Raw genomic sequence first — 14,770 nt, forward strand, 5'->3', positions numbered from 1 at the left:
AAAGGGTCATTCAAGGGCATTGTGCGTCACAGTGCGGTGCCCATCCAGGCGCTCAGACGTTGGCGCTGCGCGGGGCGCGGCTTGTCGGCTAGCCGCAGTTGCACGCGGCTGTCGGGCAGCGCAAACCAAGGCGTTTCGCTGTGCTGCTCCAGATCTTGCCGCAGCCAGGTGAGACGCCACACATCGCCCGCTCGGACCTGTGCGTGGCGGCGCTCGATCGCGGCTTTGCGCGCCCGCTCGCCGTCCAGCGTGAGCAGCAGATCGCCAGCGGCCAGCCCGGCGCGTTCGGCCCAGCCGCCGTTGCGCACGCGCTGCACGCTCAGCCAGCCGCCGGCCTGTTCCTGCGCGGCCAGCCCCAGCGCGTCGAGCGGAGTGTCTTCCTGCGAGGCCCATTGAATGCCGAAATCAGCGAACTGCGTCTTGACGGGAGGCAGCTCAGTGCCGTGAACATGGCGACGGAAGAAGGCGCGCCAGTCGAGGCCGCTCACTTCCTTGAGCAGCGCGGGCAGGGCGTCTTCGGCCACGCCTTCGGCGCGCAGCGGCGCGTCGGCGCGGCCATAGCGCGTCCACAGCAGACGCATCACGTCGTCCAGCGTGGCCGCGCTTTCGCGGCGCAGCCGCAGGTCGATGGACAAGGCGACCAGCGCGCCGAGCTGGTAGTAGCTCACCGTGGCGTTGGCGGTGTTTTCATCGGGGCGGTAATACTTGGTCCAGGCATCGAAGCTGGCCTCGGCCACGCTTTGAACCTGGCGCCCGGGCGTGCGCAGCACCGCGCCGAGGGTGCGGGCCAGACCGTCGAGGTATTGCTGCGGCGTGATCAGCCCCGCGCGCAACACCATCAGATCGTCGTAATACGCGGTGAAGCCCTCGAACAGCCACAGCAGAGTGGTGGGGTTTTCGGCTTGAAGGTCGTAGGGCGTGAAGACCTGCGGCTTGATGCGCTTGACGTTCCAGGCGTGGAAGTATTCGTGGCTGCACAGGCCGAGAAAGTCGCGATAGTCGCTGTGGGGGCTATGGGCGCTGTCGGTGTCTTGCAGGCGCGGGTGCGGCAGGCTGCGGCGGGTGCACATCAGAGCGGTGCTGTCGGCATGTTCCAGCCCGCCGTAGCCCTCGGCGGTCGGTGCGACCATGAACAGGTACTCGGCAAACGGTGCGCGCTTGCTACGGGGCTCGAACAGGGCGATCTGCGCACTGCAGATGCGCTTGAGGTCGCGCGCCAGCCGCCGGGTATCCACGGTGTCGTGCAGCCGATTGCCCAGGGCGATGACCATGGCATGCGGGGCCCCGCCCGCGCTGAACTCCAGCCGCAGTAGTTCGCCCATTTCAACGGGATGGTCGATCAGCGCGTCGTAGTTTGCCGCGCGTCGGCTGCCGAAGCCGTTGGCGTCGCATTGAACCGCGGGCAAGGTGGTGGCCACTGTCCAGTGCGGCGCGAAGTCGGGGCAGGCGAGGGTGACGGTGTGCGGTTGCTGCTCGCGTCCAGCGGCTGCGAGCAGCAGGCTGCTGGCGTTGAAAAAGCCGCGCTGGGTATCGAGGTAGGCGGTGCGTACCGAGAGATCGAAGGCATACACCGAGTAGCGCAGCCGTAGCGGCCCGTTGCACGGAGCGGCGCGCCAGCGGTTCTTGGCGATTTTGTGTAGTGCGATGGGTTTGTCGGCGCACCAGGCCTGCACCTGCAAGACATGGCGGGCGAACTCGCGCACCAGATAGCTGCCGGGAATCCAGACCGGGAGCCAGAACTCCTGCCCCGCTGGTTCCGGGTGGGGCAGGTCGAGCTCGACCAGAAACTGGTGCGCGAGTGCATCGGCAACCGATACCCGGTAGCTCGGGCCGGTCTGCGAGCTGCCGGGAGGGGCTTGGACAAGGGCGGCGGTACGGGAACGAGGTGAGGCAGAGGAGGTCATGGTGTCGTGCGCTGGCATTGATCGGGCGCGTTGTTGTCAGGGAGCACAGAATTAGTAAATCCAGATTTGAGTGTTTCAAAACCCATGCTAACCTGCCGGAAATATTCAGGCTTGGTACTTTCAACAACGCTCTTCAACAACGACTAAGCGGCACCTTCATCGTGGAACGCGACGTTTTTTCTGAGATTGCCGCACATGCGGGAGCGGGGGCTCCGGCACTGGTTTATCAACCGCAGGTAAGTTTCCCGGCGGGGCAGGTCATCGGGCTGGAGGTGCTGTTCCGCTGGCGTGCGGAAGATGCGCCGAAGCGGCATTCCCCGCTGATGTTCCTGCCGCAACTGACCCCTGCACAGACCAGCGAGCTGTTTTTCTGGGTGATGGAAGAAGCCATCTCCGAGGCGCGGGTGCTGTCCAACTGGACGGGCTGGAACGGCTACATCTCGGTCAATATCGAGGCCGATCAGATCGGCGATCCGGCGCTGATCGAGCACATCAGTAGTACCCTGCAGCGCTACGCTTGGGCGCCCGAGCGCCTGATGGTCGAGGTGACCGAGCGCCGCGCCATTCCAGCGTTTCCCAGCGTGGCGCGCAATGTGCAGTCGCTGCGCAAATCGGGCGTGCGGGTGGCGATGGACGATTTCGGCGAGGGCTACGCCTCGTTCGAATACCTCAAGATCCTCGATCCGAGCGACATCAAGATTCCGGCCAGCTTCACGGCGGATGTGACCAAGGACGTGCGCAACGCGGAAATCGTGCGCGGGCTCGTCGACATCTCCCGGCGCCTGTCGATCAACGTGGTCGCCGAGGGCGTGGAAACGCGCGAATGCGCCCAGGCGCTGCACGGCATGGGCCTGCAAAGCATGCAGGGCTATCTGTTCGGCGAGCCGCGCGAGCTCGAGGAATGGGCGCAACTGCTCAAACAGCCCGGCGCCAGCGTGTTGCAGCCCAGTTGAAGCAAGGCGTCACCCCAGGTCACATTTCGACACCCCGTCTCCTGTTTTTTCCATTCATCATGGAGGAACGATAAATACAGGAGACAAACATGAGCACCATCCTGGCGCCAGTCGGCGCTGAAGCGTCTGAGGGCCCCCGCCCCGGCCACCACGGCGCGCCCACCATCGCGGCGCGCATCGACCGCCTGCCTCCCTCGAAGACCGTGCGCAATATGGTCATCCTGCTCTCGCTGGGCGGGCTGTTCGAGTTTTACGACCTGTTTCTGACCGCTTATATCGCGCCCGGTTTGTTCAAAAGCGGGGTGTTCACCGCGACCACCAAGGGACTGTTCGGCTTTCAGGGGATTGCCAGCTTTGTCGCGGCCCTTTTTCTCGGTTTGTGGGTGGGCACGCTGTTCGTGAGCTGGCTGTCCGACCGGTATGGGCGGCGCGCGGTCTATACCTGGGCCTTGCTCTGGTATTGCATCGCCACCCTCATCATGGCGTATGAACTCTCCCACCGCTAAACGCAGAGCGTTGTAGCGAGGGTTTCGCGGGTCACAGACTTTGACTTGCCCCGTTGCCGGGGCAGAGGTTTGGGTCTCGCCGCCACGCCCGTCCCAGGCGTGTTCGCGTCGATGAGCACCACCAACGCGCTGTTCTGGTCGCGCGGCATGACATGCCCGCAGTGCGGGCAGACATGCAGGCGGTCTGCGAGCGTCTTGGGCACAATTTCCCAACACGCCGCGCACCGCTGCGACGGTTTGAGTGGGCGCGTATCGCTCAAGTGCAGCCGTGTACCAGCCTCTTCCGCTTTGTACGCGAGCATCTGATGCGCCATGCCGAATGCCGCCGAGAGAATTTCCCGGTTGAGTCCGGCCTTTTGCCGCACGCGTCGCCCCGGCTCCTGTTCGGTGCTTCGGGCGCTGCGGCTCATGTTCTTGGGAGCCAGTTGCTCCGTGGCCAGGACGGCGCATTGCTGCACCATCCGGGTCGTTTCCTGATGCACGAAGTCCCGGCGCAGGTTGGCGATGCGATCGTGCAGCCGGGCCACACGCTGCCCTAGGCGCCCGTGCCTCACCGAGCCCCGGCGCTTGCGGGCGCGCTGGCGTTGCAGATCAGCGAGCTTGGGGAGTTCTTCACGGAGCCAGCGCGGATTCGCGATAATCTGCCCATCGTCGAACGTGGCCCAGTCCGTGACGCCGAAGTCCACACCCCGGCACCGGTCTGCTTTGCGCTGCCGCGCACAGGCTTCTTCGGGCACGCGCAGCGTCACCGATACGAACCACTGGCCGTTCCTGCGCGTGAGGGTGAGGTCGTTGGGCTTGGACTCACTCCCAAAGCGGTGCTGTCCGCGTGCCCGGATGAAAAGGGCGTCTTTGCCGCTACCCAGCCGCAGCGTGGCGCCACGCCCGCCATGCCCCATCAGCTTCCATCCAGCCGGATCGGGGTACGCGAAGCCGGAGAATCGCTTGGCCGACTTGAACCGTGGGAAGCCGGGCGTCTGCCCGGCCTTGACGCGGCGGAAGAATGCAGCGAACGCCAGATCCAAACGCCGCAGCGTTTGTTGCAATGCGTGGCTGCCGAGTTCGACGAACTCGGGCCGATCGGCCTTGATCGCGGGCAACGCATTCTGTTGCTCGTAGTAGCTGATCGACTTCTTGGCTTTGCGCCACGCGTCGATGCGCTCTTCGAGTGCTGCGTTGTACAACTCGCAGTGCAGCCGCGTCCACGCCTCAAGCCGCGCAGACTGCGCGGCATTGGGGTAGAGTTTGAACGTGACTTTGCGACGTTGCATGCTGTTATTTTATCCAGATAAAGAGGAACAAGAAAACGAAAACTGCCCGCTTGACCCCCTCCTGCCCGGACGGCTTCGCCTGAGTGACGCTGTGCGTCAGGCCGGTCGAGGAAGGGGAATGCGCGGGTATATGTTCAAATCGGCGACGGATAATGGGCCGTCTTCATTCCCTGCGGCCCGCCATGACCTCCACCGATCTCATCGTTCCAGACCCCGTATTTCGCCGCGTTCCCGCCGCATTCGGCCTGCGCTGGTGGATGGCTGGCTGGCGCAGTTTCATGCAGGCGCCGCTGCCCTGGCTGGGCCTGGCCGTGGCGCTGCTCGTGCTGCTGTGGCTATTGGCCGAGTTGCCGATGGGCGGGCTGCTTTCGCAATGGCTGAGTCTGCCGCTGCTGGCTTTCGGCGTGATTTTTGCCGCGCTGCTGCGCAAGCGGGCGGAGCAGGCGCGAGCGATGACGCCACAAGGCATGCCGGTCGAACCCCAAAATGAAGGCACGCTGTCGTCGACCACGCAGAGGTGGACCGGCCGCATCGGCCCGCTGTTGCTGGTCTCCCTGCTGGTGCTTGCGCTGGGCGGCGTGATCGGCGCGGTGATCGTGATGGGGCTGGGCGCGATGTTCGGCCTGGGGCTGGCCAGCTTTGGCGCGTTTGCCAAAGTCATGACCCCCGGCGTAGGCATGGCCGCAGGTCTGGGCGCCTTGGCGGGTTCGCTCATGACCTTGCTGCTGTTGGTGCTGCTGGCGCTCTATCTGTTCAGCGTGGCGTTCTGGTTCGTCAATACGCTGGTGGCGCTCGGGGGCGTCAGTCCGTGGAATGCGGTCAAGCTGTCGGTGCGGGCCGGGTTCACCAATCTGGCGCCCATTACCTTGTTCACCGTGTTGCTGCTGCCGATTTCCATCGTGGCCATGTTGCCGTTCGGCCTCGGCCTGCTGGTGCTGTTTCCCGTGCTGTCGGGTGCGTCGTTTGCGTCGTACCACGACGTGTTTGGCGACGAGGCGGCGGCCTGAATTTTGTTTGTTGAACGGATCACCATGAACGTCATCGACTATCTGCGCCAACACATCCGCACCGTGCCCGACTGGCCGTCACCCGGCGTGCAGTTCCGCGACATCACCCCGCTGCTGCAGAACCCGCGGGTGTTCCGCGTGCTCATCGACCAGTTCGTGCATCGCTACATGGCCCCCGATCTGCGCCCGGACGTGGTGGCGGGCATCGATGCGCGCGGCTTTATTCTCGGCGCCGTTATCGCCTACGAACTGAATATCGGTTTCGTGCCCATCCGCAAGAAGGGCAAGCTGCCTTTCGACACGGTGTCCGAGGAGTACGAGCTGGAATACGGCAGCGCCACGGTGGAGATTCACACCGACGCGGTGCGGCCGGGCGATTGCGTGCTGCTCATCGACGATCTCATCGCCACCGGCGGCACCATGATGGCCGGCAAGCGTCTGCTCGAAAAGCTCGGGGCCAGCGTGATCGAAGGCGCGGCCATCGTCGATCTGCCCGAACTCGGCGGCTCAATGCTGCTGCGCGATGCAGGCCTGCCGCTGTTCACCCTGGTGGATTTCGCCGGACATTGATGGTGCTGCGGCTGATCAAAAACTGGCGAGGTTTGCTGCCCGCCCTGCTGTGCGCGGCGGCCTTGTTCGCCTCGCCGCCTTCGGAGGCCCAGCAAACCGCCGTGGCGCCGCAGGTGTCGATTCGCAGTGTGGACAGCATCGCCCTGCAAGGCACAACCGCCATCCTCGACCTCACCCTTAGTATCCGCAACACCGGGGGCCTGGCCCTGCCGCTGCAGAAACTGCGGTTTCAGATCCAGTTCAACGGCCTGGACGTGGCGCAGGGCGTGAGCACCGCGCCCGTCACCATCGCCGCGCAACAGCAGGCACAGGTTCCGGTGCAGGTCGAGGTCAACAGCGCAACACTGCTGAGTCTCATCGCCACCCTGCCGTCGGACGGCACGGTGCGCTACGTGATTCAGGGGACAGCCGAGATCGGCCAGACGATGCTGCAGATACCCTTCACCCACAGCGGGGCGGTGCAACTGGCCCTGCAGTAGCCCTGTAGTAGCGCAGTCGCTCAGACTGCTGTCGCAGGCGCTTTGTCGAGTTGGCGACGCATCATGCGGTGCGACCACAGTCCGCCAAACGGAATGAGCGAAGCGAGGAAAACGCCCAAGCTGCGCAAGGGCGAGAGTTGCCCGCGCGAGAGCGTCACCACCAGTGCGATCGTGGCCCAGATGAACAGGGCACCGTGAATCGGCCCGATGATCTTCACGCCCGTGGGCCAATCGGCCGCGTACTTCAGCGGCACGGCTAGCAGCACCAGAGCGATGAGCGACGAGCCTTCGACCAGCGCCATGACGCTGAGATGATGAAGCGGGGACTTGAACATGCGCGAAACTCCGATGAATCGAGATAGATGCGCGAAATGCTATGTCCCGAAAAATCCCCTACGACGCAAATGCGACCGAGCGAGTCCCGAGGAATTGCCCGATCGCAATTTCTGCGTCAGCGAGTGCGCTGACCCCCGCCCTGGCGGCGCTGACCGCCGAAGCCAGCAGCTTGTCCTCCGCGGGACGGGCGGCGTCCGTGACGAAAAAGGTACTGTCAGTACAATGTCCGGACGGGTAATATAGAGCCATCCAAGATCATGCCGGAGGGGCGCCATGAGCACCCTGAATCTTTCCAAGACCGAACGCATTGACGTTCGTGCAAGCGCGCCAGTCAAAAAACTACTGCAGGAAGCCGCGCGCGCCTGCCACAAGAACGTCAGCGAGTTCCTGCTCGACGCGGGCGTGACAGCGGCTGCGCAGACGCTAGCGGATCGTCGCCAGTTCGTGCTGGACGACGCTCAGTGGCAAGCATTCCAGGACGCGCTGGACCGTCCGGTGCAAAGCAAATCGCGCCTGAAAAAATTGCTGCGTGAGCCCGGAGCCCTGGATTGAGCGGTGCTTACTCTCCCGTACGCAAGCTGGCGGTGTTGGATCAGGTCGATGCTCTCGACTGCGGCCAGGCCGCGTTGAATCAGTTCCTGCAGCGCTACGCCCTCGTCAACCAGAAGGCCAACAGCGCGCAGACCTACGTCTGCTGCCAGGGTGACGTGGTAGTCGGTTTCTACAGCCTCGCCGTGGGCAGCGTCGATCCGGAAGTCGCGCCGTCGAGAGTGATGAAGGGTCTGGCGCGCCATTCGGTGCCGGTCATGATTCTGGCCCGTCTTGCGGTGGACAAGGAACATCAGCGCAAAGGGCTGGGCCAGGCCTTGCTCAAGGATGCCCTGCTGCGCACGGCGCAGGCCGCAGACATCGCCGGTATTCGTTGCCTGCTGGTGCATGCCAAGGATGATGCGGCGCGGCAGTGGTACGAATCATGGGAGTTCGAGCCCAGTCCGACCGATCCGTACCACCTGTTCCTGATGCTCAAGGCTCTCAAGAGCCTGCTGGATTGAGGTGTCGTCTCCACCTCCGAGCCCGACGCTCTCCCGCTGCTCATCCCACAGCGCTGGCCCATCAACCGCCAGATTACTAATCGCACTCGACAGCGGCGTCGATTCCGTCTGGAACTCTGCCGCAAGCACGTGCCTGCAGTAGAGGCGCAGAAACCTCGGTACCACTGCAGAGTCCCTATTCGGTGAGTACAGTCAGCCCCGTGTGCTGCGCATAGTCGGCCAAAACGGTATCGACCGCGCCAAAGCTGCGCAGGGTGCCGCGCTCCAGCCAGAGCGCCTTGTTGCAGCTCTGGCGGATGACCTGCGGGTTGTGAATGGCCAGCACCACGATTTCTGCTCGCGCATGGAGTTGTTCGAGGCGGCGGGCGGCTTTTTCCTGAAAGCTGGCGTCGCCCACGCCGATCACCTCATCGAGCAACAAAATTTCGGCGTCCACCGCCGTCGCGATGGCAAAAGCCAGGCGCAAGCGCATGCCGCTGGAATAGGTGCGAAGCGGCAAATCCAGATAATCCCCCAGCTCGGTGAATTCGGCGATTTCTTCCGACTTGGCGCGAATTTCTGCGTCTTTCATCCCCAGCAGCAGGCCGCGCAGCCGGATGTTTTGCCGACCGGTGGACTGATCGTCCATGCCTAGGTTGATGTCCAGCAGCGGAATCGCCCGCCCGCGCACCTCCACCACACCCGCAGTCGGCGGATAAATCCCCGCCATCACGCGCAGCAGGGTGGATTTTCCTGCGCCGTTATGCCCGATCAGCCCCAGACGATCGCCGGGCTCCAGCGCCAGATCGATGCCGCTGAGCGCGCGCACGATCACCACCCCGGTATTGTCCTCGGCGAGGCGATTTTTGCGGCCCAGCCGCAGCACCCGTTTTTTCAGCGACTGTGCGGTCACGTCGAAAATTGGCAAATCCAGGGCAACCTGGTGCAGACGAATGAAAGCGCTCATGTCGGTCAAACCCAGTAGGGAATGCGCTTGTGGTAACGCCCGGTCAACCACAGGGCGAACAACCAACCCAGCAAGGCCATCACCCCCGTGATGATCCAGGTCGAAGCCGGCGGGGCAATGCCCACCAACGGCTGCCGCACCACGTCGATCAAATACGCCAGCGGATTGAAGGTGACGATCCAGCGATGTTTCTCAGACAACATCGCGCCATGAAACAAAATCGGCGTGACATAAAACGCCACCTGCAACAAGGCGGCGATGATTTGCGGAAAATCACGGAACCGCGCAGACAGCAGCCCGGCGATCATGCCGATCCACAGGCCATTGAAAATAAACAAAACCAGCCCAGGAATGAATAACGGCAAGGTCAGCCAGCTTTTTACGCCAAAAACCGCCAGTACCAGCAGCACAATGACAAAATTGTGCGCAAAGATCACCAGATTGCGCCACGCGACCTGCAAGACATAAATCAGCTTGGGGGTGTTGACCTGGCGGATGTAGCTCGCGCTGTTGATATACGCCATGCTGCCTTCGTTGACCAGGCTGGAAAACAGATTCCACGCCACCAGGCCAATCGCCACCATCGGCAGGTAGTCTGCGATGTTTTGCCCGAAAAGTGAGCCGTACACCACGCCGAGTGCGCCCACCAGCACCCCCATGCTGATCGTCAGCCAAAACGGCCCGATTTTCGACCGTGCATAGCGCTGCCGGATTTCCAGCCAGCCCAGCAGCGTCCACAGTCGCCAGTTGCGCAGGCTGTGCAGAAGGTCTGAAAAAGCCAGTTGTAAGGCAGACATGAAGTTCGAGGCCGTGCGGGTTAACCTGCCATCTTATGCGCAAGCTGCCTTAGGGTAGAGATGCTCGCCGCGGCCAAGCGGGGCGAAATGCACTCCTACAGCGACTGGGCGATCTGTTCGGCAAGAGCCTCCGGCGTGGCGGATGTCGTCTGCACCAAAAATTCCGGGTTCAAAGGCGCTTCATACGGGCTTGAAATCCCTGTGAATGCAGGAATTTCCCCGCGCCGCGCCTTGGCGTAAAGCCCCTTGGGATCGCGCCGTTCGCATTCCGCAAGCGGCGTGTCGACGAACACCTCGACAAACTCTCCGGGGGCGAACAAGCTGCGCGCCCACTCCCGCTCGGCACGAAACGGCGAGATGAACGAAACGATGACCATCAGCCCGGCATCGACCATCAACCGCGCCACCTCGGCCACGCGGCGGATGTTTTCCACCCGGTCGCCTTCGGTGAAGCCCAGGTCGCGGTTCAAGCCGTGGCGCACGTTGTCGCCATCGAGCACATAGGTATGCCGTCCCTGCGCATGCAGGTTTTTTTCCAGCAGACTGGCCAGGGTCGATTTCCCCGAGCCCGACAAACCCGTGAACCACACGCAGCGCGGCTGCTGGTGTTTGAGCGCAGCGCGCGCCGCCTTGTCCACCGCCAACGCCTGCCAGTGCAGATTGCTGTCGCGCCGCAGGGCGAAGTCGATCATCCCGGCGCCCACCGTGGCCTGCGTGAGCCGGTCGATCAGAATGAAATTGCCCAGCTCCCGGCTGGCCGAATAGGGCATGAACGGCAAGGGCCGATCCACGCTCAGGTGCACCGCGGCGATGCCGTTCATCGCCACTTCCCGCGCCGATAAATGCGCCCCCGTGTCCACATCCACCACATGCCGCAGGCTGCTCACCACCGCGCCCACCGTGCGGTGGTGCAGCTTGAGCCAATACGGCCGCCCTGGCAGCAGCGGCTGCTCGCCCACCCACACCACATGCGCGTGAAACTGCTCGGCCTGCTCGATCGGGGAGTCTGCGGCCACCAGCACATCCCCCCGGCTGATGTCGCGCTCTTCCTGTAGCGTCACGCACACCGCGTCTGCAGGGCCGGCCTGTGCCACCTCCTCGAAACCGATGCGCACCGCCGCCACCGTGGCTTTCACCCCCGAGGGCTGCACCCGTACACGGTCGCCCGCCCGCACCCGCCCCTGCGCCACCGTGCCGCAATAGCCACGAAACTCCGAGCTGGGGCGCAGCACCAGTTGCACCGGCAGCCGCAGCGGGGCCTCGTCATCTTGACGGCACAGCGGGGCCTGCTCCAGCCACTCCAGCAGCGTCGGGCCGTCATACCACGGGGTCTGCGCGCTGCGCGCCGTGAGGTTGTCGCCGCCCAGCGCCGACAGCGGCACCGCCTGCACGGTCAAACCCAGCGTCTGCGCCAGCGCCGCGTAGTCGGCGGCAATCTCGGCAAACCGCGCCGCATCCCAACCCACCAAGTCCATTTTGTTCACCGCCAGCAGCACCCGCTTGACCCCCATCAGCGCCACGATGCGGCTGTGCCGCCGGGTTTGCGTTAGCACCCCCTTGCGCGCATCGGCCAGCACCACGGCGCAATCGGCCGTGCTCGCCGCCACTGCCATATTGCGCGTGTACTGCTCATGCCCCGGCGCGTCGGCCACGATAAAGGCGCGCTTGGGCGTGCTGAAAAACCGGTAGGCCACGTCGATGGTGATGCCCTGCTCGCGCTCGGCCTGCAGCCCGTCCACCAGCAGCGCCAGATCGGGCGCTTCCCCCTGCGTGCCGAAACGCCGGGAATCGCTGCGCAACGTCTGCCATTGATCGTCGAACACCTGCTTGGTATCGAACAGCAAGCGCCCGATCAGCGTGCTCTTGCCGTCATCCACGCTGCCGCAGGTGAGAAAGCGCAGGCGGCCCTGTGGTGCATGCGACATCAGAAATACCCTTCCTGCTTCTTGCGCTCCATGCTGGCCGCAGCGTCGTGGTCGATCAGCCGTCCCGCGCGCTCGGAGGTGTGCGCAGCCAGTGTTTCGGCAATTACCTTCTCCAGCGTGTCCGCCTCGCTTTCCACCGCGGCAGACAGCGGGTAGCAGCCCAGGGTGCGAAACCGCACCTTGCGCAGTTGCGGCGTCTCGCCGGGTGCCAGGCGAAAGCGCGCGTCATCGACCATGATCCATTGCGGGTTGGCTGCGTCGCCGCGCTGCACCACCGGTCGCTCGGCGGCGAAATACAGCGGCACGATGGGAATGCGCTCCTGCGCGATGTACTGCCAGATGTCGGCCTCCGTCCAGTTGGACAGCGGAAACACCCGCAGCGTCTGCCCTGGCGCCAGCCGGGTGTTGAAGTTGGCCCAGAACTCCGGCCGCTGCGCCTTCGGCTCCCAGCGATGCCCGGCCTCGCGCACCGAAAAAATGCGCTCCTTGGCGCGGCTTTTTTCCTCGTCGCGCCGCGCCCCGCCGAAAATCACATCAAACCCGTGCGCATCCAGCGCCTGCTTGAGCGCCTGGGTTTTCATGATGTCGGTATAGGCGCTGCCGTGGTCGAAGGGGTTGATGCCTTCGGCCAACGCCTCTTGGTTGGTGTGCACCAACAACTCGCAGCCATACTCGCGCGCCATGCGGTCGCGGTGCGCGATCATGTCGCGGAACTTCCAGGTGGTGTCGATGTGCAGCAGCGGGAAGGGCAACGGCCCCGGCGCAAACGCCTTGCGCGCCAGATGCAGCATCACCGACGAATCCTTGCCGATGGAGTAGAGCATCACCGGCTTGCGCGCCTCGGCCACCGCTTCGCGCAGGATGGAGAGGGATTCGGCTTCGAGAAATTCAAGACTCATTGTGCAAGCGCATACATTTCCATTTGAGACTTATATCGATAAGGCACATCAAAATCCACAACATGGAAACCACAAGTGTTGAGCAATTGCATCAGTCGGTTCCTTGAAAAATTGTGATGGTGCTCGATTTCGCCCCAGTAAGGATTTACTTTTTGTTGATCCATTATTTTCCAAGTGCTTGCGCTCAAATCAGGACAGCTTATGACGAGCAAAGTGTTGGCACTGATTTTTTCCCGGATCATTTTCAGCACCCTTGGTGGATCAATCACATGCTCCAAAACATCCATTAGAGATACAACAGAAGCACCTGTTATGTGAGATATCCCATTTCCGTCAAGCATTCCAGGGATGCAGTTGAAGCCAAACTGGCGCATTTTTTCCACAGCGATGTCTCGTGCATCAATACCAAGCACATCGAAGCCAAAATCATGTGCCGTCATGAGCAAACTGCCATCGCCAAATCCAAAATCGACCCACTTTTTCGCCGTCGGCGTATTGGCAACAAAAATCCGCGACAAGATGGAAATACAATTTCGTATGACTGGGCGCCATATTTGGCGCTTCATATCATTATCGCCGCCCGCTAATTGGAAATCATGTGCTGACTGAAAAATCACACGCAAACCACTCTCAGTCCAATAGTGTGTCGTGAAGACGTGCTGGCATTTTTGGCACTGCGCCCAAACGAGGGTGCGCGGCAGTTGCGGTTTCCATAAGGGATGTTTTGAGCAATCGGCTTCCAATGTCGGCCAACTGCCCCCCCCCCCGCGCTCGCCGCAAAGAGGGCACTGTTCATAGAGTTTCCAAAGCGGAGTGTCGGTCATTTTATTCAGCGAGGCGAATTGCCTCTGCCCTTAAACGCGGCGCAATTTCGCTAGGGGTGGTGGAGAATTGGCCGCCGGAGGGGCTGTATTCGAGGGTGCCGCCGACTTTTTGGCTCAGGTTCTGCACCACGATGGCGTTTGCGCCCAGCGCGGCGGCCTTGGCCTGAACCTGCGCGAGCAATTGGGCCAGCGGGGTACCGGCCGGCGCTTGCGCGTTCAGCACGGCGATGCGCACGAAGGGCTGGGTTGGGGGCTGTTGCAGCACCTGCACCAGCGTGGTTGCCGGGAAGGTTTGCGTCGTCTCTCGCTGCACCTCCACGCCCTGCGTGCTCGCGCAGGCGCCGAGGGCCAGCGAGAGCACGCAGATCAGCCCCGCAGTCAAACCCTGCGCCAACCCGCGCAGTTGCAGGCGGGGGGCAAGAGCGGGCGGACTGCGCCGCACAAGGGGTTCATTGGGCATGAGAGCTCTCCATTTTTTTCGCGGGCGCGGCCTGCGCCGGCGGCGCCAGATTGTCGATCTTGGCGTTTTTCGCCAACTCCTGGACATGCGCTTGCAGCGCCGCCTGGCGCAGTTGCTGCTCAATCTGTGGCTTGAGCTGCTCGAAATCGGGCTTGGGCGGGGTGCGCTCGGCCACAAGCTGGATGATCGCCAGATTTTCGCCCAGTGCAATCGGCCCTGCCACCTGGCCGGGCTGCAACTTGCGCACCACGCCAAGCACCTCGGCCGACATCGCCTGCTCGCTTTGCCAGCCCAGCGCGCCGCCCAGCTCGGCGTTTTGCCCGATGCTGTGGTGCAGAGCCAAGGCGGTGAAGGTCTGTTTTCCGCCGCGCAGCGCGTCGAGCACGCGCTTGGCCTCTTCCGGTGTTTTCACCACAATCCAGCGCAGCCAGTATTGCCGGGTCGGCAGATCGGCGATGTGCTTCTCATACGCCTGCCGGATGGCCTCCTGGCTGATGGGATGCGCCTGCAAAAAAGCCTCCGCCGACAGTTGCGCCAAAGCCTGTCGCCGCAGGTTTTTCTGCCCCGCCTCGATGCGCGCCTGTGCCTGCGGCGGAACCGATTTCAGCGCGTCGGCCAGCAGTTGCTGCTGCGCAAGCTGCTCGACCACCTGCTGGCGCACTTGCGGCTGATCGGCCGCCTGCGGGTTCACCGCCTCGGCCTCCTCCAGGGTGATCGGGTGCCCATCCACCCGCAGCACAACCTGCGCCTGCGCGGCGCAGCTCAGGGCAAGGCTGAGCGTCAGGCTCTTCGCCAAGGGGCGCGCAACACGCAAAGCGCCGGAAAAAAGTCGGTCCATGAT

Annotated in this window: 17 protein-coding genes; 7 read left to right on the forward strand and 10 right to left on the reverse strand. The window is 63.2% G+C overall.

Going from position 1 to position 14,770, the window contains the following annotated elements:
• Positions 1-26: 26 nt before the first annotated feature.
• The gene (locus THI_RS01580; protein WP_013104473.1) at positions 27-1,922 is read right to left on the reverse strand and encodes a M61 family metallopeptidase; all 1,896 of its coding nucleotides are present in this window, start codon (positions 1,920-1,922) and stop codon (positions 27-29) included.
• A 143-nt stretch (positions 1,923-2,065) separates the two neighbouring features.
• Between THI_RS01580 and THI_RS01585 the strand changes: the two genes are divergently transcribed.
• Positions 2,066-2,857: an EAL domain-containing protein gene (locus THI_RS01585; RefSeq protein ID WP_013104474.1), complete on the forward strand. Its 792-nt coding sequence runs from the start codon at positions 2,066-2,068 to the stop codon at positions 2,855-2,857.
• 89 nt (positions 2,858-2,946) lie between these two features.
• Entirely contained in the window at positions 2,947-3,363 is a 417-nt protein-coding gene (locus THI_RS01590; RefSeq protein ID WP_041608851.1) for an MFS transporter, read from the forward strand.
• Here THI_RS01590 and THI_RS01595 read toward each other — a convergent pair.
• The gene (locus tag THI_RS01595; protein WP_013104475.1) at positions 3,360-4,634 is read right to left on the reverse strand and encodes an RNA-guided endonuclease InsQ/TnpB family protein; all 1,275 of its coding nucleotides are present in this window, start codon (positions 4,632-4,634) and stop codon (positions 3,360-3,362) included. The genes THI_RS01590 and THI_RS01595 overlap by 4 nt on opposite strands.
• 182 nt (positions 4,635-4,816) lie before the next feature.
• On the opposite strand from THI_RS01595, the gene THI_RS01600 reads away from it, so the two are divergent.
• Genes THI_RS01600 through THI_RS01610 form a run of 3 tightly spaced genes read left to right on the forward strand, consistent with a single transcriptional unit; the run spans position 4,817 to position 6,690 of the window.
• Positions 4,817-5,641, forward strand: coding sequence for a DUF2189 domain-containing protein (locus THI_RS01600; protein WP_064971623.1), 825 nt, complete (start codon positions 4,817-4,819; stop codon positions 5,639-5,641).
• 24 nt (positions 5,642-5,665) lie between these two features.
• Complete coding sequence (locus tag THI_RS01605) at positions 5,666-6,211, forward strand: adenine phosphoribosyltransferase (protein ID WP_041608853.1); 546 nt, start codon at positions 5,666-5,668, stop codon at positions 6,209-6,211.
• A 2-nt stretch (positions 6,212-6,213) separates the two neighbouring features.
• On the forward strand, positions 6,214-6,690 hold the full coding sequence (locus THI_RS01610) for an LEA/WHy family protein (protein WP_157869584.1): 477 nt from the start codon (positions 6,214-6,216) through the stop codon (positions 6,688-6,690).
• A 20-nt stretch (positions 6,691-6,710) separates the two neighbouring features.
• Here THI_RS01610 and THI_RS01615 read toward each other — a convergent pair whose 3' ends face one another.
• Positions 6,711-7,025: a DUF3817 domain-containing protein gene (locus tag THI_RS01615; RefSeq protein WP_013104478.1), complete on the reverse strand. Its 315-nt coding sequence runs from the start codon at positions 7,023-7,025 to the stop codon at positions 6,711-6,713.
• 274 nt (positions 7,026-7,299) lie between these two features.
• On the opposite strand from THI_RS01615, the gene THI_RS01625 reads away from it, so the two are divergent.
• Together THI_RS01625 and THI_RS01630 are read left to right on the forward strand one after the other, a co-directional pair.
• The gene (locus THI_RS01625; protein ID WP_013104480.1) at positions 7,300-7,578 is read left to right on the forward strand and encodes a type II toxin-antitoxin system TacA family antitoxin; all 279 of its coding nucleotides are present in this window, start codon (positions 7,300-7,302) and stop codon (positions 7,576-7,578) included.
• Positions 7,575-8,078, forward strand: coding sequence for a GNAT family N-acetyltransferase (locus THI_RS01630; RefSeq protein WP_013104481.1), 504 nt, complete (start codon positions 7,575-7,577; stop codon positions 8,076-8,078). Before THI_RS01625 ends, THI_RS01630 begins: the two co-directional genes overlap by 4 nt.
• Positions 8,079-8,253: 175 nt before the next feature.
• Here the strand turns inward: THI_RS01630 and THI_RS01635 are convergent, their stop codons facing one another.
• From THI_RS01635 to THI_RS01665, 7 genes are all read right to left on the reverse strand, one after another.
• Positions 8,254-9,024 (reverse strand): ABC transporter ATP-binding protein, encoded by a 771-nt coding sequence (locus tag THI_RS01635; protein ID WP_013104482.1) that lies wholly within the window; start codon positions 9,022-9,024, stop codon positions 8,254-8,256.
• A gap of 5 nt (positions 9,025-9,029) precedes the next feature.
• Positions 9,030-9,821 carry an ABC transporter permease gene (locus tag THI_RS01640; RefSeq protein WP_013104483.1) on the reverse strand — a complete coding sequence of 264 codons (792 nt, stop codon included), beginning with the start codon at positions 9,819-9,821 and terminating at the stop codon, positions 9,030-9,032.
• A 95-nt stretch (positions 9,822-9,916) separates the two neighbouring features.
• A complete protein-coding gene (gene cysC, locus THI_RS01645) occupies positions 9,917-11,746 on the reverse strand; it encodes an adenylyl-sulfate kinase (RefSeq protein ID WP_013104484.1) in 1,830 nt (609 codons plus the stop codon).
• The gene (gene cysD, locus THI_RS01650; protein ID WP_013104485.1) at positions 11,746-12,645 is read right to left on the reverse strand and encodes a sulfate adenylyltransferase subunit CysD; all 900 of its coding nucleotides are present in this window, start codon (positions 12,643-12,645) and stop codon (positions 11,746-11,748) included. The genes cysC and cysD overlap by 1 nt, the downstream gene beginning before the upstream one ends.
• Positions 12,642-13,469, reverse strand: coding sequence for a class I SAM-dependent methyltransferase (locus tag THI_RS18265; protein ID WP_013104486.1), 828 nt, complete (start codon positions 13,467-13,469; stop codon positions 12,642-12,644). The genes cysD and THI_RS18265 overlap by 4 nt, the downstream gene beginning before the upstream one ends.
• Position 13,470: 1 nt before the next feature.
• Positions 13,471-13,929 (reverse strand): hypothetical protein, encoded by a 459-nt coding sequence (locus tag THI_RS01660; protein WP_041608855.1) that lies wholly within the window; start codon positions 13,927-13,929, stop codon positions 13,471-13,473.
• Entirely contained in the window at positions 13,919-14,767 is an 849-nt protein-coding gene (locus THI_RS01665) for a peptidylprolyl isomerase (protein ID WP_041608856.1), read from the reverse strand. The genes THI_RS01660 and THI_RS01665 overlap by 11 nt, the downstream gene beginning before the upstream one ends.
• Between the last annotated feature and the right edge of the window lie 3 nt (positions 14,768-14,770).

It is taken from the genome of Thiomonas arsenitoxydans (genome assembly GCF_000253115.1).
GTDB lineage: Bacteria > Pseudomonadota > Gammaproteobacteria > Burkholderiales > Burkholderiaceae_C > Thiomonas > Thiomonas arsenitoxydans.